This window comes from Bacillus alkalicellulosilyticus, from assembly GCF_002019795.1.
Classification (GTDB): Bacteria; Bacillota; Bacilli; order Bacillales; family Bacillaceae_F; genus Bacillus_AO; species Bacillus_AO alkalicellulosilyticum.
In genome coordinates this window covers 133521-156701 of sequence record NZ_KV917382.1, presented here as the reverse complement: position 1 = coordinate 156701, position 23181 = coordinate 133521, and the positions used below count along the sequence as shown (strand labels likewise).

19 protein-coding genes are annotated in these 23181 nt (G+C 35.3%); 13 read left to right on the top strand and 6 right to left on the bottom strand.

The window, feature by feature from the left end:
* Positions 1 to 475 precede the first annotated feature (475 nt).
* From BK585_RS23410 to BK585_RS23385, 6 genes are all read right to left on the bottom strand, one after another.
* Positions 476 to 1192 (bottom strand): hypothetical protein, encoded by a 717-nt coding sequence (locus BK585_RS23410; RefSeq protein ID WP_078557256.1) that lies wholly within the window; start codon positions 1190 to 1192, stop codon positions 476 to 478.
* Positions 1193 to 1219: 27 nt separating this feature from the next.
* Entirely contained in the window at positions 1220 to 1885 is a 666-nt protein-coding gene (locus BK585_RS23405) for a hypothetical protein (RefSeq protein ID WP_078557255.1), read from the bottom strand.
* Positions 1848 to 2402: a hypothetical protein gene (locus tag BK585_RS23400; protein ID WP_078557254.1), complete on the bottom strand. Its 555-nt coding sequence runs from the start codon at positions 2400 to 2402 to the stop codon at positions 1848 to 1850. The genes BK585_RS23405 and BK585_RS23400 overlap by 38 nt, the downstream gene beginning before the upstream one ends.
* Before the next feature lie 12 nt (positions 2403 to 2414).
* A complete protein-coding gene (locus BK585_RS23395) occupies positions 2415 to 2765 on the bottom strand; it encodes a hypothetical protein (protein WP_078557253.1) in 351 nt (116 codons plus the stop codon).
* 65 nt (positions 2766 to 2830) lie between these two features.
* On the bottom strand, positions 2831 to 3967 hold the full coding sequence (gene dnaN / locus BK585_RS23390) for a DNA polymerase III subunit beta (RefSeq protein ID WP_078557252.1): 1137 nt from the start codon (positions 3965 to 3967) through the stop codon (positions 2831 to 2833).
* Positions 3968 to 4055: 88 nt separating this feature from the next.
* Positions 4056 to 5024 carry a Rad52/Rad22 family DNA repair protein gene (locus BK585_RS23385; RefSeq protein ID WP_170885727.1) on the bottom strand — a complete coding sequence of 323 codons (969 nt, stop codon included), beginning with the start codon at positions 5022 to 5024 and terminating at the stop codon, positions 4056 to 4058.
* Between the two features lie 411 nt (positions 5025 to 5435).
* Between BK585_RS23385 and BK585_RS23380 the strand changes: the two genes are divergently transcribed.
* The 13 genes from BK585_RS23380 (at position 5436) to BK585_RS23320 (ending at position 23167) form a co-directional block, all read left to right on the top strand.
* Positions 5436 to 5681, top strand: coding sequence for a helix-turn-helix transcriptional regulator (locus BK585_RS23380; RefSeq protein ID WP_078557249.1), 246 nt, complete (start codon positions 5436 to 5438; stop codon positions 5679 to 5681).
* Positions 5653 to 7164, top strand: a complete 1512-nt coding sequence (locus BK585_RS24245; protein ID WP_078557247.1) for a hypothetical protein — start codon at positions 5653 to 5655, stop codon at positions 7162 to 7164. The genes BK585_RS23380 and BK585_RS24245 overlap by 29 nt, the downstream gene beginning before the upstream one ends.
* Before the next feature lie 193 nt (positions 7165 to 7357).
* The gene (locus BK585_RS23370) at positions 7358 to 7672 is read left to right on the top strand and encodes a DUF4258 domain-containing protein (RefSeq protein WP_078557245.1); all 315 of its coding nucleotides are present in this window, start codon (positions 7358 to 7360) and stop codon (positions 7670 to 7672) included.
* Positions 7673 to 7793: 121 nt separating this feature from the next.
* A complete protein-coding gene (locus tag BK585_RS23365) occupies positions 7794 to 8972 on the top strand; it encodes a DUF3854 domain-containing protein (RefSeq protein ID WP_170885726.1) in 1179 nt (392 codons plus the stop codon).
* A 419-nt stretch (positions 8973 to 9391) separates the two neighbouring features.
* A complete protein-coding gene (locus BK585_RS23360; protein ID WP_078557241.1) occupies positions 9392 to 9775 on the top strand; it encodes a hypothetical protein in 384 nt (127 codons plus the stop codon).
* Between the two features lie 73 nt (positions 9776 to 9848).
* Positions 9849 to 11507 (top strand): competence protein CoiA, encoded by a 1659-nt coding sequence (locus BK585_RS23355; protein WP_078557239.1) that lies wholly within the window; start codon positions 9849 to 9851, stop codon positions 11505 to 11507.
* Positions 11508 to 11817: 310 nt separating this feature from the next.
* Positions 11818 to 12642, top strand: a complete 825-nt coding sequence (locus tag BK585_RS23350; protein ID WP_078557237.1) for an Rpn family recombination-promoting nuclease/putative transposase — start codon at positions 11818 to 11820, stop codon at positions 12640 to 12642.
* Positions 12643 to 13373: 731 nt separating this feature from the next.
* Positions 13374 to 13745, top strand: a complete 372-nt coding sequence (locus BK585_RS23345; protein WP_078557236.1) for a hypothetical protein — start codon at positions 13374 to 13376, stop codon at positions 13743 to 13745.
* Positions 13746 to 13845: 100 nt separating this feature from the next.
* Complete coding sequence (locus tag BK585_RS23340) at positions 13846 to 14163, top strand: PrgI family protein (protein WP_078557234.1); 318 nt, start codon at positions 13846 to 13848, stop codon at positions 14161 to 14163.
* A gap of 21 nt (positions 14164 to 14184) precedes the next feature.
* On the top strand, positions 14185 to 15084 hold the full coding sequence (locus BK585_RS23335) for a hypothetical protein (RefSeq protein WP_078557232.1): 900 nt from the start codon (positions 14185 to 14187) through the stop codon (positions 15082 to 15084).
* 76 nt (positions 15085 to 15160) lie between these two features.
* Positions 15161 to 17122, top strand: a complete 1962-nt coding sequence (locus BK585_RS23330; protein ID WP_245805942.1) for a VirB4 family type IV secretion system protein — start codon at positions 15161 to 15163, stop codon at positions 17120 to 17122.
* 10 nt (positions 17123 to 17132) lie between these two features.
* On the top strand, positions 17133 to 21071 hold the full coding sequence (locus tag BK585_RS23325; RefSeq protein ID WP_078557229.1) for a hypothetical protein: 3939 nt from the start codon (positions 17133 to 17135) through the stop codon (positions 21069 to 21071).
* A complete protein-coding gene (locus tag BK585_RS23320; protein ID WP_078557228.1) occupies positions 21071 to 23167 on the top strand; it encodes a peptidoglycan DD-metalloendopeptidase family protein in 2097 nt (698 codons plus the stop codon). The genes BK585_RS23325 and BK585_RS23320 overlap by 1 nt, the downstream gene beginning before the upstream one ends.
* Positions 23168 to 23181: the final 14 nt, after the last annotated feature.

The following is a 23181-nucleotide window of genomic DNA, read 5'->3' as shown; positions in this document are numbered from 1 at the left end:
TGTTTTAGCTTTACATAACGACTTAGCCTCTGTCTCTGACCCGTCATCCATTCTTTTGTCCTTAATCGGGGGACGCAGAACACTGATCCTTTAAAGGAGTAGTATAGATAGGGAACCACTCTGTATTCCTATCCATGAATGAACCTCTCTGAGAGGTGAGTACCTTGTGATTCGGTATCTCCGAAATTTACGAGCCTTTCATACGACAGTTCCCGGTAAGTAGGCATATCGTTTTTATAGCCCCCAGCATACTTCACTAACCGCTTTTCAGGTCCGTTTTTCTGCCACTTTAACGAGCTTCATACCATCAGAGTATTAACCCTCTAATCGCATGTCGTAGCTTTAGGGAATGATTGCCGATTTTCAATCATAGTGGGAACCGCCCCCACTTATTCAAACATACAGTTAGATTAAACATTGTTGTTTAACCTCCTAGTTTTATTGTCCATTTCTGAACGCTTTGTCTAGGAACAAGTCACACCGAGTGAATTTCCATTACCTTCACACATTTTCTCTCTATGGTTTTCAATGCTGTTACTTCAAGCGGTTCAGTTACTTCCACAAATAATGCCTGTGCAATTTGCTCTGGAACATCCATAAAGAAAGACTCTTGCTCTATATCATAAAAAATATCAGCATGAACTTCTGTACCATGTTCCACTGAAAATTTCTTTGAAATAGAAATGAATTCCTGAAGCAACTGAAAAGGAATTTTCCTGAATGTACGCAAAGAGTCCGAAGACTCTTTCGTACAATTTACATTCATCCCTTTTTTCTTAGCTTGAAGAATGATAGAGATAATGTTTTTCTTCTTAATATAAACAAGACTAGCTCCGGTTTCAAGAACAGGATAGTCCTTCTTTAATCTCTTCTTTACTTCCGCTTCTGTTATCTTTTTGTACTCAATTTCATCACTATCTTTCTTTTTAGTTGGTAATCCATTAACTAATTCTTCAACTGTGAAGTAATCTGTAACAGCAATAACCTCGGTATAAAAATATACAGTCGTATTTTCATTGATTTCAAATGTATCAGCTGGCTTGGTAGCACTTGAAGAAGACTTGTTTTCTTCTGCCTTTTTCTTCATTTCAGCTATTTTTTTCATTCTTTCTTCTTCCTCTTTTTTCTTCTTTACCTCATACTCATCCTCAATACCAAATAGTGAAAAAATATTTGTTTGTTCAATTGTCATTTTAATTTCCTCCAGTTTTTTGTTTTTTTATTCGTTCTCCGATAAGTTGAAAAATGTTTCTATCTCTCTGTTCATGGGTAGTAACATTTCATCATCAAAATCTTTATTTTCATAACTCTGAAATAGCTCTTTAGTAGATTTTTTGGCCAACGATATGGCTCCATAATCTTCACCAAATGGAGCGGCAAAAAATAAATAATGCAAAGTCTCTAAGTTTGATAAACTTTCTAATTTAGGAAAGGTGTTAAACCCCATACATACTTCACCAGACGAATGATGTACATTAGAAAAAGGAAAGTAATATAATGTAGTGTTTTTACTAACAGCACCTTTCTCCTTTAATGCTACGACCTTCATAGACCTTACGATATTATCATCAACCACGTATTGAATTAACAGTCGTGGAAATCCTACATTCATTGTCGTTTTATCATATTGCACTTTCCATATACGTTTAGGTATCTCAATCAAAGCCATATAACCACTTGAAGTTGTGAGCAGTTTGACACAATTCTTTGGTAAGAAAGGCGTCTCGCTCTTAATGCCCGCAGTTATAGAACTGTTAATTGAACGCATAAGGTCTTGTAGTGTCATTCTATAAACATCCACAGTCACATTACCTGCTATTTGTGTAACTTCAACATAATCATTAAAATTACGCAGTTCGTTTGTGATTTTGATATGAAACTCCATCACTGTTCATCTCCTTCGCACGATAATCAAACTTAATCGCATGATGTTTTAATGAAATTATCTCTTTAACCAATTCATGAATCATTCCTGGATACGTCATCAAGACCGCAATCCCATTACCTAATGGTAGAGGGCGAAATTCACAATCTGAATACTCCAAGGCATGTCCACTTTTGGTCAAAATAGTTTCAAATTCTTCCCCAAAAATTCCGTTAAGTACTCGTTCAAATAATGAATCCTTAATGATAAGAGTAGAGTCACCTAACCCATCTTCTACGAGTTCTTTATAGTCATCCTCATCCTCAATTTCACTATCATAAATCTCTGCAGATTGAAACAATTCATTTACACCCGCTACCAATATGTCATACCCGGCGTCCATGTGTGTGTTTACGTGGACCATGAAATGAGTACAAATCTTAGTAACATCGACACCCTCATCATGTATTAGTTTAAGTGCTGCTAAATTGCTAATGGAGTGTTCATAGGATGTTTGGTCATGAACATCAATGTGCATAAATAGACCTCCTTAAAGGAACATAGACGGTTCCTCTTTCTTTTGATAATGCCTCTTGTCTGTATTACGTAATGTATAAATGACTTCTCCTAAACTGTTATAAACCGTAAAAGGATTATCAGGATCACATAGAAAAACTTCCTCTCCCTCATCAATAGGAGTGAGGGCAATTGATTCCATAGCTTCAAGAGCAAATACACAATCCTGGTAAGAAAAAGAGTCAAAGTCTATGAAAGTAACCGTTTCTTGGTCCCAAACATGACGTATTACATTTGAAATACCAGTACTTATATTCTCTGGATTCTGACTTTTCCTATCTTTTTGTTTAAGGTTGCTTTCAAATGCTTTAATATCAAATAACATCTTGTCCTCCTTAAAGAAAAGAGAGTTGTAGGGAATACTACAAACTCTCTTTATCAATAAATGTATTAATTTGATGCCCTAACAGCAGCCAAGAGTTGAACCTCTTTAAAATCACTTTCCTCCGAAGGAGCAATAATGATTGGCTGTAATGGGTCATTGTAACAAATATCGACTGTTCCACTATCAAGTGATTTCAAAGAATCAATCACATAGGCAATGGAACAAGATATTGTAAACTCTGGTTCATCCCCAATCACTTCATCATAAACAATATCAACTTTCCCTTTCCCTGTTTGTGCTTCATAAGAAGATAGGGAAGCGACACCATTTACATGTAGTTTGGCAACACCTTTTGTTTCGTTGTCTGCAATATTCGCGATGCCCCTTATAAGCTCAAAGCCATTAAGTAGATCGTTGCGATTTATTTTAACAACATTGGCAAATTTCTTTGGAATCGCTTGTTTTATTTGAGGGAAATTCCCATCCAATAAGCGAGAGAGAAAAATCGTCTCTCCATTTCGCAACAATACATGCTGACTTTCACTTATTGTAAACAATTCCACATCTTTATCCATATCAAAGACCTTACTTGCATTGGCCAGTGAATCAGCTGAAACAATCAATTGCATTGGTACAGGTGAAACAGCTTTTTGTGTGACCATAGCCAACCTGTGACTATCTGTACACACTAACTCAATACAATCTTCTTGAATTTCCATTAATACACCGGTTAAAACAGGTCTTGTATCACTTTTACTAGCAGCGAACACCGTCTTACGAACCATATCTTTGAATTGTTCTCCTGTAACAACTAAGTTAGGTTGCCTTAGTTCAATATCAGGAAAACGAGGATACTCTTTTGGATCAAAACTATTAAGCTTAAATTCACTTTTTCCAGACGTAATTGTATTTGTGAAGTTTTCAAGTGAAAATGCAACAGAACTACCCGACTTCTTAACAATTTCAGCAATTTGTCTTGGAAAAACCGTATTACCTTCTTCCATTACTTTTACATTCTCCCCATCAACAACAATTTTTGTTACGACAGTTTCTCTTGAATCAGAACCCGTTATCTTAATTTCATCAAACGAGACTTCAACAAGTATCCCTTGTAAAATTGGAATATGGGTGTTATTTTTAACGACCTTTACGACTTTGTTAAATGCTCCAACAATAATGTCCTTAGTAATTTCAAATTTCATTTTAAAATCCTCCCAAATGTTTGTTTTTTTGTTAAAATAAAAAGCACAAAAGAGGGGAGTTACCCTTCTATTGTGCTTCTCTCAAGAATTAAGCAGAATGGTAAGAACCATTCCCTTGTCTTGTATTGTTTGTAATCATTTGAACCACTCTCTTGACATCTTCATTTGTGATAGTAAAGAACAAAGAGAATATGTTCGTAAATGTTTGTCCACCTTTACATTGACTCACATACGAAAGTAGGTCTGATACTTGCAAGTTGTTATCTTTTCCGATGAGACAAAGATTTCCAACTGGACGTAAAACCTTGTAATAATTGACCAACTCAGTGTATGGGGCCGTTTGAATTTGTTCAGGATTAGAAATCGTATAGTTAGGATTGCGCTTATTAAAAATTCTAGTAATATATTGTGGTGAATTAGCCAATCCAACGATACGTTCCATTTTACGAATCTCATTAAGTACTTTATTGATTTGCTCCTCTTTTGTGTTGTTGCCTTTCCCTGTATTTTGGGATTTTTGTTCCTCTTCAGTAGAACCACGATAAGATTCTGGAATAGCCCATTCTGGAAGGCGAGGTGATTTCCAATATCCTTGCACTCCACTTTTATCCTTCACATAATAAGGACCTGCATTCCTATCTGGGTGAACCTGTACACGAAATTCTTCTAAATAGTAAAGGTAGCGCCCAATACCAAATTGAACCGCACAACGTTTCATGGCATTAGAAATCCCACCTTTGGTAGATTCAATATTCGTAGTATCAGCACCATCCCATTTAGTGATTGCCTGGTTATTCATAAAAATGGTAAGTCCACACATAATTCCACTATGAATTTCCTTTATTTCGTTTTCCCAGCCATCAATACCGAAGATATCATCTAATCGATTCATAATTGCCCGATTAGATACGTAAGGACATACAACAGCCCACTGTCCGTTTTGTGACTTCCAACATCTTAATACACGCCATTCAATTTCTTCAGGAGGAAACGGCTTAATAAGTTCCGCTTTAATTTCCTCTTTAGATAATCTAACACCTCTACAATATTTTTCCACATATACCACCCTTTCAAAAAGTTTTGAATTCATAATTTAGTTATGAAAACACAAAAAAACCTTTGAAGTTTTATAGAATAAAGACACACTACTGGCATCTACTATTTCCATAAACCACAAAGGTTTCGTTTTAAATGTTTACTAATTCCCGCTAACCACGAGGGTTGCCAAAAATAACTAAAAAAATGAATCTACCATAAGTATAAACCAATCTATTGAAAGGCTCAACTAAAAAATATAACATTGTTTTCCTTTAAAACCTTTTTTAAAGGAAATAATGTGTGCTATAATAAAGAAACCATTACAAATTAAAAAATATTCAGCGAAAACCGCTAACAGTTCCCGTATCATGGGGCTTGTTGCGGTTTTTTTATTGCATACAGGAATTTTTATAAAGGACAGGTGATTTGTATGACGTTTACTAAATTTGAAGATATCTTATCTCTAGAAGATGATGTAGAACGTTTAATCATACTAAGAAAACGGTTAGGGAAGAGTCAATATCAAATAGCAAAGGATTTAGGTGTTTCTACGAGTTATATTGGTCAAATAGAAAATTATAAATACCCTTTTACCGATAGTTTGAGAGACAAAATTAATAATTATCTGCGACAGGAGAAGGAGATTGATGCACAAGACTTATTTAGCGCTCTCTAATAAACAAGATTTGCATTTTTTAAGGGATGAACTAACACACAAATATAAAGATATAACACCTATTGAAATAACTAGTGAAGAGATTAAGAAAAAAATACAGCATGATTTTTATTTGTTAGTAACCGATTATGAGACCTTAAAAGAAACCGATTCTGTTCATTTAGACAATGTGAAAGGTCAAATATGGTATATCAATCCCAATCTAAATCAAAACACAAAAAAACCTATTTCTAAACAGAACATGACTATATTCCATTCGGCAAGTTCTGTTGTAACTTGGCTTAAATTTGAGCAGCAAGCCAATCCAAATATTTCACAAGGGAAACCGGCATTTGAAAAAACACAAGTAGAAGAAAAAAAGAAGACTACAATAGAAAAAAAGGAAACCGAAGAAAAAAAGAAAACCGAGCAAACAGATTCTCCAGACAGCAAAGAGGAGCAAAAAAAGGATAAAAAAGATAGTCCTCTTGTATCAGAAGACGAGAATGACATTATTAATGAGTCGGAACCTGTAACTGTTGACCCTTATCCACCATTAATGGATACCGAGGTTACAGAAAAGATAAAGAATGATTGTAACACTATAGAACTCTCAGAATACGAAGACGAGGATATAAGTTCTATCATGAAACGAATAAAAACAATTAGAGAAAAAGAAAGATTCCCTGACATACCCAGAGAGAACCATAAAGTTATTGGAGTTTGGTCCCCACTTCATCGTATGGGAGTTACCACTTTCATCATGAATTTTGCTATCTTTTTTGGCCATCACTTTAAAATGGACACTGCTGTTATAGAAAGTCCTACAAGTTATCAACTTATCAAAACTCTACTGAAACAGTACAACCCTAAACACAAAGAAGTAGAGAAATTGTCTTACCTACATATGATTGAGGAAACTCCATTGAAAGACATTGTATGGCATTATCATAACGTAGCTTGGTTTCCTTTAAATGAAAAGGATATGGAATCGTTTGATTGGCAAGGACCTGTCACACAGGCTGCATACTCCAAAATGAAAAAAGACTATGAATTAATTCTGGTCGATTTGCCTACTGGTGATATGAAACAGTATACAAAGGACACATTAGCTCTTATAGATGAACTATGGATTCTTGTTGACGGCTCTTATCATCAAATCATATCGTGGGGAAATTACATTAACCAGTTGGTAGAAGAACACAATATGACGGCAAAACTACTATTTGTTAAACATTATCCCTTTACCAAAAAGAAAGACATTCTCGGAGCAATGAACTATCCAATCATTTCAAAAATACCTGATCTATCCCAAGAAGTATATCGAAGTTATAAAAAAGACAAGCCAATGATCCTTCAGGAGGACGCAAGTGATATTTTAATTGATGTATTTGACCCTATCGCAAAGGACTTATTGAAAAAGAACTATACCGAATATAAACGAACATGGGCTCAATCAAAAGTATCCCAATTCCTATCCTCGATTAAAACCTTGATAAAATAATTAAAATGGTGCTATAGTAAAACTAAATTAAGTTTTATTTTACTTTTCTATGGCAACCAATTAAGGTTAGCGGGTAATAAAATCAAACAATAAGCGGTCTTTGGGATCGGTAGACACACAATTTTTTTGTGAAATAATCTACTGCATTCCAAGATCGCTTTTTTTGTTTTTTGGGAATGGAGGTGTGAATAGGATGAAAAATCAAAACAAGTTGAAAGAAATCAAAAAGGTACTTATGGCTGGCGTTGGTTATATTCGTATGGGTAGACATACCAAAGATAGAATGTATAAACGAGGCTATACAAAAGGAGACATGGTAAGTGCAATTCTTAAAGGGAACATAGTAGAAATTCAATTTGAAAACAATAGTTTCAAATATGTAATTGAAGGAAGAGATAAAAGCAACAATCCTATTGTAGTTGTTCTGTTAGAAGAAGGACGTTATGAATTCTTAGTCGTAACCGTTATGCCTCCAACAGACAATAAACGATTTTCGGATTGTATCTAATTAACACTTAACATAGGAGAGGTGCAAAAAATTGAGTAGAGATATGAGAAAAACTAGAATACAAGGATGGTATGAATTTTATAGAATTGCTTGCCCTATTTGTGGAAGTACAGGAGGATGTATGCAGCATGAAGATGGAAATGTAATTGCTTGTATCCGTACTCCAAGCGAAAGGCCATTTAGTAAAAATTCTAGCTTACCTTCTTATCTCCACTTTTTAAAAGGGGAGATGAAAAGAAGAAAAATTGATACAAGTCATGTAACAGAATTTGAAGGAGAGATAAAGAAGGGAGATATGGAACTCCACGAGGTGTACCAAACTTTCGTGGATTGTCTATCTTTAGAAGATAGTCATTATGAACATTTAACGTCATCCCAAAGGAAACTGGATGATCGACAGATACTTATACGAGAATATAAATCATTTCCTTCAAAACCTTGGGAAACCGTTAGAGACATTCAAGAAGAACTCCATATGAATGATTTTACCGGAATACCTGGGTTCTATGAAGCTAATGGTAAGTATGGTCCCTATTGGTCTGTTAGTGGAGCAGAAGGTATTTTAATCCCTTTTAGGAATATGTACAATCAAATAACAGGTTTTCAATATCGAATTGAAAAACCACTAAATGATGTTAAGGTCAAACAAAGGAAACAAGGTCTTACAGCTAGAGTAAAGACGCAGCCTAACATCGTCCAAGTACATTATGAAGGTGAAATATTATGGGAAAAAGAAATGACACTTGGAGAAACCACTATGGTATCTATTGAAAATGATATATTAGGATGGGTTACGTTGGCTAAGGGCAACCGCTATTACTGGCTAAGCTCAGCAAATAAACCAAAAGGTACCGGTTCAGGTAATCCCGCTCCTATTCATATTTCTATACCAACAAAGAAACTAGCTACATGGGAAACTGGAACAGCTTTAAAGGCAAATACCATTTGGCTTTCTGAAGGTGGAATGAAAACAGATATTGCTTCAGATTGTATCGAAAAACTATTTAATCCTGAAGAAATTCAAATAGTGGGGGATACGTTTGTTGCACTTCCAGGTGTGAACGCATGGAGATTAGCACTTCCTCTTTTAAAGGATATGGGGGTTCAAAACATTAATCTTTGTTTTGATGCTGACGTTGTAAGTAATGTAAAAGTGAGAGCAATCCTTATGGAATGTGTAAAAGGGTTAAAAATCCTTGGGTACCATGTTAATATGGTAATCTGGAATGAAAAAGATGGGAAAGGAATTGACGATTTATTCCTCTCAGGAAAATTGCCACAGTTTAAAAGGTTATTTTAAAAGTTGGTTGTGACCGACTTGAAAAAAGTTCTATACTTCAAAAAAAGTTTTATACTATTCTGTATTTTTTTGGTATAACTAAGCGTCTTTAGTATGATTAGTAAAGAAAAATTTGAATAAAAAACTAATATATTTTTTTCTTCCCTCTATTCCAAAATAGGAGTAGAGGGCTTTTTTATATGTTTACTATTTAAAAGTTTTTGCTCATACAACAATTTGATTTTTTCCAATTTAAATTCTCGAATCCTTTATTATTATTTTTCCCCTTAGCAATGTTTAAAGTTCTCAACCTGTGAAGTATTGATAATTCTATCAACAATTAGGATATTAGACAAAAAGATTCTCATTTACAATCAATTTTGATTCTGATAAAATCTCATTAATAGAATCAATCTGTTTTTCTGGAAGGTGGAAATGTAATGAGTGAAATTAAAAAATATGTTAATCAAATTATGGAGGAAAAATTCCTGGCCGAACAAAAACCTGTACGTTTTTCGGTATCTTTGGATAATATGCTAAATTTTCGGTTGCAGTATTTAGCTAAAATATTAGGAACACAGCGCGCAAGCCTGGCTGCTAATTTTATTGAGTGTGCTGTAGTCGATGCAGAGAAGGCATTGGGACTACAGCCTTTTAACTTTAATACTCCATATGGACAAGAGTTAATTGAGACTTGTGGTGGGGCTTTTCACCATGATGATACAGGTTATTATCGAGTATTAGAAAATGGAGAAAAAATAAAATTAATCGATGCTAATAATGAAGGTGAAGTTGATTATACGCTAGGGAGAATAAAAGATTGACCTTGAATCGATCCAAAACGCAGTAAAAAAGAAAGAACAAGAGGATTAATATTATTCAGTGGAGGAAAAGGTTATGTTTGTTGCAGTTGATCAATTTGGTAGTAAAGTAAACCCCATAGTCACAGCTGAAGAAGAGCTAAGGATACTTTCGAGGTCAAAAATGATTTTTTGCCCTGAATGCAAATCTGTTGTTAGGTTCGCTTCAGGAAAACAAGTAACAGCACATTTTAAACATGTACATAGCCCTGATTGTACATATGATTCAGAGCCAGAGACAGAAGAACATTTAAGGGGTAAAGTGCTTATTCGCAACTGGTTGGTGGAGCGTTATTCAGATGTGCGGGTAGAATTTGAATACAAGATTAAAGAAACAAATCAACGAGCTGACGTAATGGCAATTTTTTCAGGTGGAAAAAAGATTGCTTTTGAAATGCAATGTTCGAAAATTCAAGGCTCTGTTTGGAAGGAAAGACATGCACTTTATAAAGAGGCTGGCATACAGGATTTTTGGATTTTGGGCCAGTCTGTACACAAGTATGCTAAAACAAACGGTGAAGAAGATACAGAAAAACATCAACTAGTATCCCTAGCCTCAACCATTTATGATAATAAAGGAGTAGTTCTTTTCTTAGATACCGATGAAGAGCGTTTAAGAGGGCTATATAAGCATAAATTTAAAGGCTGGCATTCAGACACTATATTAAAGTTTGAAGAGGAGATTTACCCACTTAGAGAGGGGAAACTCTATAAAAACTATATTGGAACAGATTCTATAAAAGAAGATTTTAAGCTTTGGTTTCTAGAAGAGCAAAGGAAGGAACAACTACAAAAAGAACAAGAAGAGAAGTATCTAAGGGAACAGGAAAAAAGTGAACGGGAATATGCCGAATTTATTAATCTGCGTGAAAAGAAAATGGAGCAGCATCTATCAGATTTAAATTCTATCACCTTGGCATCTATTAAGGAAAAAATGACCAAGAATGAAAAAGAAGTTTTTGAAAGGTTATTAAAGAAGCATGGTTTTAATGATGATAATTTCCCAGGGGTTTTTAATGTATTTACCCCAAATAATTCTTTGATACACACCCCTCACCAGCTTTGGCAGCTTTGGATTTATGATAAGTATATTTTTCGTAAAAATAAACCATACGATAAGGTTTGGATCCCTAAGATAAAAGATGAAGTATACAAAATGCACCGTTCAGGAGTTTTTCGATTAAAGTATAAAAGTGGCGATCAGCATTTCTCTTTTGCCCTCTATGACTATTTTGAAACGCTAAATTCACTAGAAATTGTACAACAATTAGGTCTTTCAACTACGAAATATCATCAAATCCATGCAAATGTACTCCCTCCACTTAAAGGAAAAGAGATCCACAACTATATCGCCTATTATCTTTCAACAGAACTCACACCCTTTATTATAGACACAGAACTCGCTCAGGATATACGTGAGGCAGTTTCTTTATACAAGGCTATGATTAAAGAATACAAGAAAGATAGGCTTAAATTTGATGAAAAACAACAGCCTACTATTTTAGAATATACAAATAATCTATTGAAATCAAAACCTGAACTGGGAAACGATTGGGAGAGGGACTTTATTTCCAAGATGGTTAGCCTTCAAAGAAATGGATATAGTTTATCAGACAAGCAGCAAAATAGAGTACAGTCTATTGTAAGACGTATCGAAAAAGGATTAGGAATTAGTCTAATATTTAACAATCAATAGTCATACATTAAACGTTTAACAGGAGAGAAAGTTTTCGTTAACCTTGAAAAAAAGCATGTATTAAGAGACCTTTTTACAATTAGATTGGTTTTAGATACGAAGTGAAGTATGCAAATGAAACCAAGACCAATCTGGACCTAGGGAATACATACGAATACTATTATTTGTTTGTTTTTTGGTTGAGAAGTGTACTAAAAGAATGCGCAATTATTTAAGAACATTAGCCACCCAATATGTTTATTCGGTGGCTACTCTTTATAATGATAAGTTTCTTAAAAGATGATACTATATAGATAACAGGAGGAGTTAAATGAATAGGTTAAATCCTTTAAATGATTTCTTGTTTAAGAAGATTTTTGGTGATGAAAATGATAAGGAAATTCTTATTGGTTTCTTAAATTCAATCTTAGGTTCAGATATAGTCGATTTGAGGATTGAAAAAGAAAATTTAGATAGAGTTTCTGATATTGAGAAACTGGGTATTCTTGATATAAAAGCAAAATCAACCAATGGTGAAAAGTTTAATATTGAAGTACAACTCATAAATCAAAAGAATATGATTCCAAGAACTCTATTTTATTGGTCAAAACTGTTTGTTGAAGATTTCGAATCTGGTAGTAACTATTCAGCATTGCAAAAAACAGTAACAATTAATATCCTAGATTTTAAAATGGATGAATTACAAAGGGAGTTGTATCATTCAGTCTATACCCTACAGGAAACAAACACAAAAAATTTATTAACGGCTTTATTAGAAATTCATTTCGTTGAACTTCCTAAATTTAACGAAATGGATGCTAATTTGAATAATCCTTTCCATAGATGGTTAATATTTTTGAAAGAAGATGTTAATGAAAATGCGTTGAGGGAGGTAATCAGTATGGACATTATATTAAATAAAGCGGAAGAAAAGCTATTAAAGTTAAGTGCTGATCCTGAAACAAGAAGGGAATATGAGCGAAGAGAAAAAGCCCTTTCTGACGAGAGAAGTCGCTTAGAAGATGCTCAAATTACAGGAATGCTCCAAATAGCCAAGAGCTTATTAGACAGTGGAATGTCTATTAGTGAAGTCGCAAAGCATACACCATATGATGCAGAGGAACTGCATAGGTTACTAAAAACCTATAAGTCATAAATAAAGAGAACATCAATTTGACTTAACAGGTTCAGTTTTGGTAGAGAAAAAAGACAAAAAACAAGTGTTTTGGAGTTCGAATTCGCAGAGAATATCGCACTCCATTTTTCTTTATTTCACTACATTTATAAAAGACATATAAAATATGTAATATATATTATGAAGGGGTGAAAATAATAAATAAATTAAACCGCATTTTTTTTGTGACTTTGTTTCTTCATTTTTCGTTGATTTGTTTTCTATACAAAACAATAGATATACCAAATGAATTATCTTTTTTTAAATATGTATATCTTGGTTATATATATGGGTATTATATTTACTCTTCCATGTTCTTTGCAATTATTTTCTTCGTGATAAATTTTTATTTTTTATATAAAAATGAATGGAAATTATCTATTGATTTTAAAATGATAGATTTTTTACTAATCATCTTGAATATATCTATAATTACGTATATAGTATTTAGTTCATAAATTTATATTTTCCGTCCAAAAACGGAATCCGTTAAGTTTAACCGATGTTCTTTTTTTGTATAAATATATTATAAATAAAGGAAAATATTTGTTGCATTATAACGGAAAATCTACTAACATAATAATATAGTTTTAATCTAAAGTTAATATAACACCGGGATGCCCCCGAAAAAATCATGCAACGTGTGAATTCTATTCACATTTGTTCTCGTGATTTTTTCGGGGGCTTTTTTTATCCCTAAAGGAGGTGGAAAAATGCAAAAAAACAAATCCTTGCTCAAAGTAATCTTAATCGTAAGTGTCCTAGTTATGAGTTTTGCATTTGTTACTACTGGAACATTAGCCAATTCAGGCGCTTGGACTCATGCCAATATTACTCCTGATGGAAACATTAACAATAGTGGAGTTTATGATGACTTAAACAACATTGTTTACTTCATTATGGCACTTGGTGGGTTCTTCGTAGTTGTCATGCTTATAATCGGAGGTATGCTTCTAGCTGGGTCTAATGGAAACCCACAACGACGTACAGCTGGTCTAGTTAGTTTAGCTTGCTGCTTTGGAGGTGGTTGGGTCATTATGAAGGCTCACACAATAGCGGGTTGGATAGCTGGTTTTGGCGCTTAATAGAAGATACAAGTACACCAAAGTAAGTGAACTTATTAATATTCCCCTCTAGTAATAGAGGGGTCTATTTATAGATAAAGGAGGGTGTTGATTACTAATTATGAGAAAGGTGACTGTACCCATAGATATGTCAAGTGAACAGAAATCAATATTAGGTATGATTTCGAAAAGACAATTAATTTACCTTATTGTGGGTGGGGCTATTATTTATGCATATATGGAACCTGTGTACAATCTCGGACCAAACTTTATGATAAGCATCATTATGTGTTTAGTAGCAGCGATCCCCGTAGCAACCATAACAGCACTTTTAGCTTTTGTTAAGATGTCAAAGCACAACTTACATTTAGACCATTATCTCATCATTAAGATGGGTTACAAAAATCAAATAGGTGTTTGGCGAAAGGGGCCAAAATAAATTTAGATTGGAGGGATTAATATGATGGATATCATCATCATGGGTACCTTTGGCCTAATCATTTACATTGGGGCAAGGCTCATTATGAAGGAACCCATCCTTCCTTGGAAGGAAAAAAAGGATATAGGCGAAACTAAATTTTCTGCTAAAAAGGAAAAGAAAAATAAACATAATATCCCTCTTGACCAAGAACCAAATGTCTTTGAAGACTTTTTTCATGATGTCAAAGAGATTAATAACCATATGATTCGATATAAGGATAATAAGTTTGTTCTATTAGCTGAAGTCGAACCAGTAAACTACTTCCTCTTAAGTCAGGAAGAGCAAGAAGCCATCGATGTTACGTTTGAGAGATGGTTAGCACAAACCAATTACCATTTTCAGTTTTATTTACAGAACCGATACATTGACCTTTCAGAACCGATTGAGGAAATGAGAAAAAACATGATTGAGTCGGAAGATTTACATGATAATGCAATTGAGTATGGAAAATCAATGGTTGACGAACTTACAAAATGGCAACAAATTTCTCCACGATACGAAACTAAACGTTACCTTGTGTTCACGTATCAAGTAAAAGTAAATGCCATAACAGCAGACGATAAAGAAGAACTTGAAGAAAAAATAGTAGACAAAGCATTTTCAGAATTATACCGAAGATTCAACACAGCGAAAAGTCAACTTCGGAAAGCTCGAATGAATGTCCAATTGCTAACTAGCGAGGGCATATCAGAAGTGCTTTACCATGCGTTTAATAGAAGAAAAGCTGTTAAAAACCGTTTTAAAGATATAGGTCTACAAGAAATGCTTGCAGTCTATGTTACCGCTGACCAAGATGACACAAGAATTGAACTAGTAAAGGAGGGCATTGATCTTGAATTTTCTAAAGAAGAAGAAAAACAAAAAGAACAAGCAAGTTAATGAAACCGAAGATAGCATTGTACAAACTATTACTGAAGAAGAGAACGTTGAAGAAAATGAAATAAAAAAACCAACGATGTGGGATGTTATCGCTCCAGATGGGTTAACGATCAATTCCGAAGATCATGGTGTTCTTAAACAATCACTTGGGACAAAGACCTACTTTAGACCATTCTATATACCAAGAGACGGATACCCACGCAAAATGCAAACGAACTGGATTTACGGGATTACATCTAGTGGTGAAGCAGATATGTTATTTGATGTACATAAGGTAACAAAAACGGATGCTATTCGCCAACTACAAAATCAATTGACAATGCTTGAGTCAAACCTTACGTTTCAGAAAAAGCGAGGCAACATTGACCAAATAAAAGAGTTAGAAACTAAAATTTTTGATACTGAACAACTTATGGGTGAAATTCAATTCTCTGAAAATGACACCTACTCTGTATCAACATTAGGGATCTTATATGGTTCAAGTGAAAAAGAACTTAACCATTACTGTGAAGCAGTTGAAGATGAAATGGCAGGACAATTTTTTAAGATCGCACCTACATGGAGTCGTGTTAAAAAAGGATTTAGAAGTGCATTACCTATTGGTAAAAATGAAATTAAGGATTCTCTTCGTAATATTGACCGTCGTGCTCTTACTACTTTTTCTCCTTTTATAAGTGGTAGCGGTAAATACACTGGTGGCATTCCTATTGGAAAAAATAAAATTACAGGCCAACTTGAATTCATCAATAGTTTTGGAAATGAAGAATATCGCCCACAAAACTACAATATGGGGATAACGGGTATTCCCGGTTCAGGAAAAAGTTTAGCGATGAAGTTAAAGATAGCAAGAGAAAAAAGTGGAGCAAATGTATGGGCTGCTATTGTGGACCCAGAAGGGGAGTTTAAGTCACTGACCAAAAGGTTAGGTGGCATTAACTTAAACATTAGTGAAGAAGAAGACATTTGTATCAATCCTTGTGCTGTAAGTGCAACGGATATCCTTCTTGATGAAGACGATGAAGAAATGGAATGGCTAGAAGATTCTGACGAAAAACTTGTCTTTATTAAGAACGAAAAGAAGTATATTCGATTTGTTCCTCTTCGTGAAAAGCAAAATGAAATTCTTGGTTTCTTTGACATTATCATTCGAGGAAAAAATGGAGAAGAGGAAGGCTTAACCGTTTTTGAAAGAAACTACTTAGAAGAAGCGATTGGCTCTGTATTTTCAGCATTAGGTATAACTTCTCATCCAGATTCCTTGTATCAGGAATCTGTTGGGGAAGTTGACGGGCAAATTATTCAATCAAAGGTGAGGAAACCTGAACCAACGATAAGCGATATATATGCGTACCTTACCGAAAATTTTATAAAAGAAAAAAGAGCAGCTAGATTAATAGCTTCAATTAAACCATTCCTTCGGGATGGAAGTAAGCCCATTTTTGATGGCCAAACTTACTTTGGTAAAGGAGTTAGCCATTCATTAGCATCTTCACGTCTAGTCAATTTCAACATTAGTGATATGGAAGAAGGATTCTTACGACCGATTGCCTATCACGTTATTCTTAACTATTTATGGGAGTACTTTGCGAAAAATCCTGAAAATGCTACCAAGAAAAAATATATCTACGCTGATGAACTTTGGCAGTTTATTGATAACGAACAAACTGTGTCATTCTTTGAGAAAGTAGCAAGAAGAGCAAGAAAAAGAAACTGTGGATTATGTTGGGCAACACAAGACTTTGTTCGTATTCTTGAAAACCCAAAAGCGAGAGGAATTTTATCCTCTACCTTCACCATCTTATTTATGCAACAAAACAAAATAGATTTAAAACGTGTAAGAGAAAATTTTGATTTAAGTGATGGGGAGATTGATATTTTATTTGGAAACCCAGACAAAGGGGAAGGTATTCTTCGAACAGGAAAAACCTCAATATGGCTTCAAACCGACCCAAGTGATGATGAGTTAACATTTATTGAATCAAACCAAGCCGTCCTTGAGGAACTATTAAAAAGGAAAAAACAACTAAATCGACGGTGAGGTGAACTAATTGTTTGGATTGGATAAATTAACAGATTTATTTAAAGGACTATTCCCTATTTTCTATCACTGGATAGTTGCTCCATTTATGGAGTTTCGGACTTTCCGAGAACTGATATTTGGTAAAAATGGGGATGAGAATTTAGTATATGGAATATTCACAGTAGAAGAAATTGAGAACATCTATATTCCTGGGATGAACATATTTGTAGCCCTCGCCGTTTTTGCGATATTAATAGCAATCATAATAGCGGGAATGAGAATTGCATCCGTGGGAATTAATCCTTCTAATCGTACTTACGTTTTCGAGTTTTTAAAAGACTTGGTTATCGTAGCATTGGTGTTCTTTAATCTCTACACCTTATACTCTGTTATATTTACAATTAACTACGCTATAGTGGGAATGTTTGGTGCTACAAACCCAAACCCTATGATGGAAATGTTTACAACCATAGAACCAGGGGACGATGTTCTTGGAATGATTATTATTGGGTTATGTCTACTTGGTCTTTCCATATGGGCTAACTTTTACTACTTAATGAGGAAATTAACACTTCTTATCTTTATGATTCTCGGACCATTAATGGTTGCATTTTACTTAATTCCTCAAACAAAACCTATCACAATGGGTTGGCTAAAAGAGTTTGTAGGTACTGTTTTTGTTCAATCCATCCATGCGTGTTTGTACTGGATAGTCGCATTACTTGCTATTACTTCAACGGGTATTGAATCCGTTATCCTTTACATTATATTTATTCCAACTGCTGAAGCCATTCGTGGACTTTTTGGACTGGGTGGAGGTATGCATAATAATTTAGCAAAAGCGGGGGCATTGTTTGGTATGTCTGCACTTGCTGGCGTCTACGGTAGTGTAAAGGGTGCGTTAAGTGATAAATCTGTTATGGGTGCTGTTCAAGGCGCTTATAAAGGTGCTAAAGATGCTAAAGATGGGTCTGGCGGTGACGGAACAGATGCAGATGCAAAGAAAACGATAGCAGGAAATACCGGAACAGATACAGGGACAACAAGTAGAGCAGAAAAAATGCTCAAAGCTGGTCAAATCACAAGTAAGATGGGTAAAGCCGTATTCGGTGCAGCGGGAGCGATTGCTGGTTCTACCATGGGTCCTGTAGGAAGCATGGCGGGCTCCACTATAGGATTTATAGGTGGGGGAGTCGTCGGTGGTGTTACAGGAAGAGTTGGAACGGCAGGAGCAATGCTAGTAGGAAATGGGATTAAGAATGGATTTAAAAAGGGTATAAAAGATGGATCTGACACATTAAATGCGGAGAGTTTAGCAGACGAAAAACTTGCTAATACCATTGCTGATAGTGCAACGAATAAATGGGCAGCAGAAAACAAAGAAGATTTTTATAAAAAGACAAAAGAGAAATTCCCCGATGCTCATGAAAATTCTATTGATTCCATGTGGGATAAAGAAGTTAGTAAAAAGAGGAGCGAATTTCAACAACAAGCTAAAGACACCATTGGAAGTATCAAAAAGAATGATGGTACTTATGCAAATGCCAATGACCTTGCAAAGTCAACAGCTGAGAACTTAACGAAAAACTGGGCTAATGATAATAAACAACAATTCATGGATGAGTTTGACAAACAAAATCCTATCACTCCAGATATGAGTGAAGGGGATATGATTGCAAGAAATAAAAAGAAGGAAGAAGCATGGAACAAAGCTTTAGATAACAAAAGACAACAGTATTCACAGATTGCAAATAATGCTGCTTCAACCATGAGTCATGCCGTTTCCGAAAGCCAAGCAAGGGAGATGGCTGAAAACTGGGCTAAAGATAATAAGCAACAATTTATGGATGACTATGATAAAAAGCATCCTCCACATCAATCGTTAAGTAAGGAAGAACTTGCAAAGAGAAATCAAGCAAAAGAACAAGCATGGTCTCAAGCGCTTGAAAACAAACGAAATGAATTTTCTGGTGTATCGCCTGAACAACTTACTCAAAACTGGGCTAAAGATAACAAACAAAAATTCATGGATGACTATGATAAGAAAAATCCAGTCACACAAAACATGAGTGAAGGTGAGCATCAAGCACGTACACAGGCAAAAGAGAAAGCATGGTCTCAAGCAGTTGACTCAAAACGAAAAGAGTTCTCAAGTCAATCAGCCGAACAACTTACTCAAAACTGGGCAAATGAAAACAAAAAACAATTTATGGAGGAATTTGATAAAAATAACCCAATTACAAAACCTCTTACTGAAGCTCAGATACAAGAAAGAAATCAAGCTAAGGAACAAGCGTGGTCTCAGGCAGTGGATTCTAAACGTAAGCAATTTATCCAGACAGGTGGGAATCCTCAACATGCTTATATTAAAAAAGGAGATTTTGCAAAAACAGTTGGAGAACAGGCTTATCTTGCTGACAAACAAGATTTTGCAAATAATTACCGTGTTACAAACCCTAATGCATCACAACAGGAAATCGATGTAGAATTCCAAAAGCAACATGGTGGAAAGAAAACGTATGTTGAGCAAGCTAGACAGGCGGGCGGTAATGTAAATGCAAAGAGTCTTTATACAAAAGATGATGTGAATACGGATTATCTTGCTACTCAACTTGCTAATATGAAAACAGAGCAACAAAAGAAACTATTTATTGATGCCAACAAAGATATGCCTGGTGGAGAAAAAGCTGCAACTCTTAAATGGGAACAACAAAGTGCAGGAGTATATAATCAAAACTTAAAAGAAATTGCTCAATCAATGCCACAACATATCCCTCTCGACAAAACCATTATTTCAAATAAGGGACTTCGAGTAGCGGGGGCCGTTGCAACAGGTGTTGGTTCCGGTGTTCTCAATGCAGTTGGAGTTCCCCAGATTGCCAATTTTGTTAAGGATACTAAAATTGGAAAAGCAATAAGTGCGGGGGCAATGGGAGCAACGATTGGTTTCCAAGACAGTATTACCACAATAAGTACTGAGGGAACACCATTATTAAAAACAGGTGCTGTTATTTCCAATACGGTCAAGGAAGCGGTCAACCAAGTCGGTGTCTCTTTAAAGACACCTCATATAGCTGAAAATGTTATTCAAAAACAAAGAGATGTTGTTGCAGGAGCAGCATTTGCTACTGGTGTAATTGGTGGAGTCGGTGCATACCAAAAAACGGCATCCGTTGTCACAAAATTTAATCCATACAACAAACAAGTAAACTCACAAATTGCGGAAGTATCTGACATAGAACATCTTGCACAAACAGTTGATGATGGTTCAGGAAACAAACAAATAGCCAAAGGAGCCGTTCAACTTGTTACTACAGGGAATCAATCTTATATTCAAGTAAGGGACAAGACTGGTAAAACCAATATTGTTTCTCGATATGGTTCTGGTGATAGTTCACTTAAAAGTGGAGAAGTTGTCTACCAAGATTTAGATGTTCAAGATGGTGCATTAATTCACAATTCACCTGCCTATAAAGTAGATAGCGCGGGAGGAAAAATAAATCTTAATCGTAAAATTAATGTTAACCCTACTAGTCTTTTAGCCAACCACAATACTAAAAAGAATCCATATATTGTAGAAGATGTTCAAGCTCTCAATCAACAAGTTGATTCTGGCCAATATAACACTAATGATGTTATTAGGAATACCCAGGACGTTCGCATGGTAGTTACAAAGAAGAGAAGTTACATGGTCGCAAGAGAGCCTGAGAGTGGACAAGAATACCGCGTATCTCCATATTCAACAGGAGATGCTAGATTAGATGAAAATGAAGTACGCACTATCAACTACTCTGTTAAAAATAGACGCTTAGTGAAGGACGGAACATTTGATCAAGATAATAAAACTGTAACTTATCACACTTCTATAGATGTTGAAGACCTTATGCCAACTCCAAGAAATAAACGGTCAACTAGAAGAAAGGAATTTGAAAACATAAGACACAAAGGTTATGGAGGGACTGTCTAATGGCACTCCCTCAGCATTCTAATCACAACGATAACGAAAAGTCGGAAGTTAGAAAAGTAATAGAAGACCGTGTAAAGCGTCAAATAAGGAAAAAAGGTCTTAAAGTTGCTAGAAAAGCACTTAAACATGGAGCAAAATTAGCGGGAAAAGCACTGTTAAAGTTAGGACCACTTTTACTTAAAGTCCTTAGTGTTATATTTGGAGCCATTAGTTTAAAAATACTATTAATTATAGCCTTTGTACTTTTAGTTATAGTCATTGTCGTACTAATGTCTGCGCTAATTTTTGGTACGGGAAATGGAATAGATACTAGTGAAGAGCAAGAACTAAGAAATTACATCGTTGAACAAGCTAACGCTACAGTAAACATGAATGATTCTATTCAAGTAAGGTATCGGGTTCCTGAAGAACTTATTGCTGCCGTTATACAAATTGATGCGTTAACCGACTACGATGAAAAAGCAGTAATTCGAAATATGGCTACATCTTTAGCTCCAGAATTTTTATACGATGACTTTAACGAGTGGAGAGAAACTCGGACACAAGTTTGTACAGACGGGGTATGCGAACCTTGGAGCGACATTACTAGAGAAGATATTTGGGTTTCTAAGCTTACAGATGTTGATTTTTGGAATGGGTATACTCAATTCACATATACACCATTTACAACACCTTGGAGTACTCATATCGATACAACTATAGAAATAGAAGAATACGATGTTATAGAAACTATTTTAGTTCCTACACCAATAGAAGTTCCCTATCGTTCTTTTGAACCACGACCATATATAGAACTGGTACCTACACAAATAGCTCAACCATTACCACATTTTCCATACTATAGAATGGTTACTATTGAAGTTCCTGTCGAAAGGTGCTGTCAGTACGTTGAAGTAATAAGAACTAGAACAGAAATGATACAGGTTCAAGAAGAGGTAACTGTTACTAAAACGCGAGAAAAAATAATAGAACATAAAACACAAACTAGACGACAAAGGTTCACAACCAGTGAGGATACAACTACAGATTATTCTACATTTGACCAAATCTTAAATTCTTATAATTTTGGATTGAATGATAAAAAATTAGTAGAAGCAACATACGAATTTATTGGAGGAACAATAAATTTTAGTGAATGGTTGAGTGGTTTTGGAGGTATTGGATTTGGTTATGGCGGATTTAACGGAACTATTGTACCTGGTGGTGGTGTCCCCGCTGAGTTTATGGAATATTACCTGAGTGCGGAAGCGCGATTTGGAGTCGATTGGTTTACTCTAGCTGCTGTACATTATATTGAAACAAAATTCAGTACTCACCAACCAATGATTTCTTCTGCAGGAGCGATTGGACACATGCAATTCCTTCCCGCAACCTGGGTTGGATGGACATACAATATAGGTGGGGGAAGGGTACCCAGTTCTATAGATTTAACAAGCCTGTCTGTAATCGCTACAGGTCGTGGTTATGGAGTTGACGGTAATGGAGATGGTAAAGCTGACCCTTGGAATATCGCTGATGCCATTCATAGTGCCGCCAATTACCTATCTGCAAGTGGCTATGCGAAAGACCCTCGAAAAGCTGTTTTTAACTATAATCGAGCTGAATGGTATGTTAATAAAGTTATGAATAAAGCCGAAGAATTTAAAAATGCAGCTATATATCAACCTTCCAACATGCCTCCGATGACCGATGGTCACTTTATGCGTCCTACAACTGGAAAGGTTACTTCTGAATATGGGTATAGATGGGGAAGGCTACATGCTGGGATTGATATAGGTAAGGGAGGGCGTGAAGAAGACGTTCCTATCGTTGCAGTTGCCCATGGTGTTGTTACAAGGTCTTACTATTCTAGTTCCTATGGCCATACTGTTATTCTAAGGCACAACATAGAAGGGAAACAATTTGAGACACTTTATGCTCATATGACTCATCGTGCAGTGAGAGACGGTCAAACCGTTTCTAAAGGACAATTCCTCGGTAATATGGGGAATACCGGTAGAAGTACGGGACCACATTTACATTTTGAAATTCATGAAGGGGTTTGGACACAAAATAAAAAGAACAGTCGAAATCCCGTATTATATGTTCCGTTCTAAGGGGGAAAAGTTAG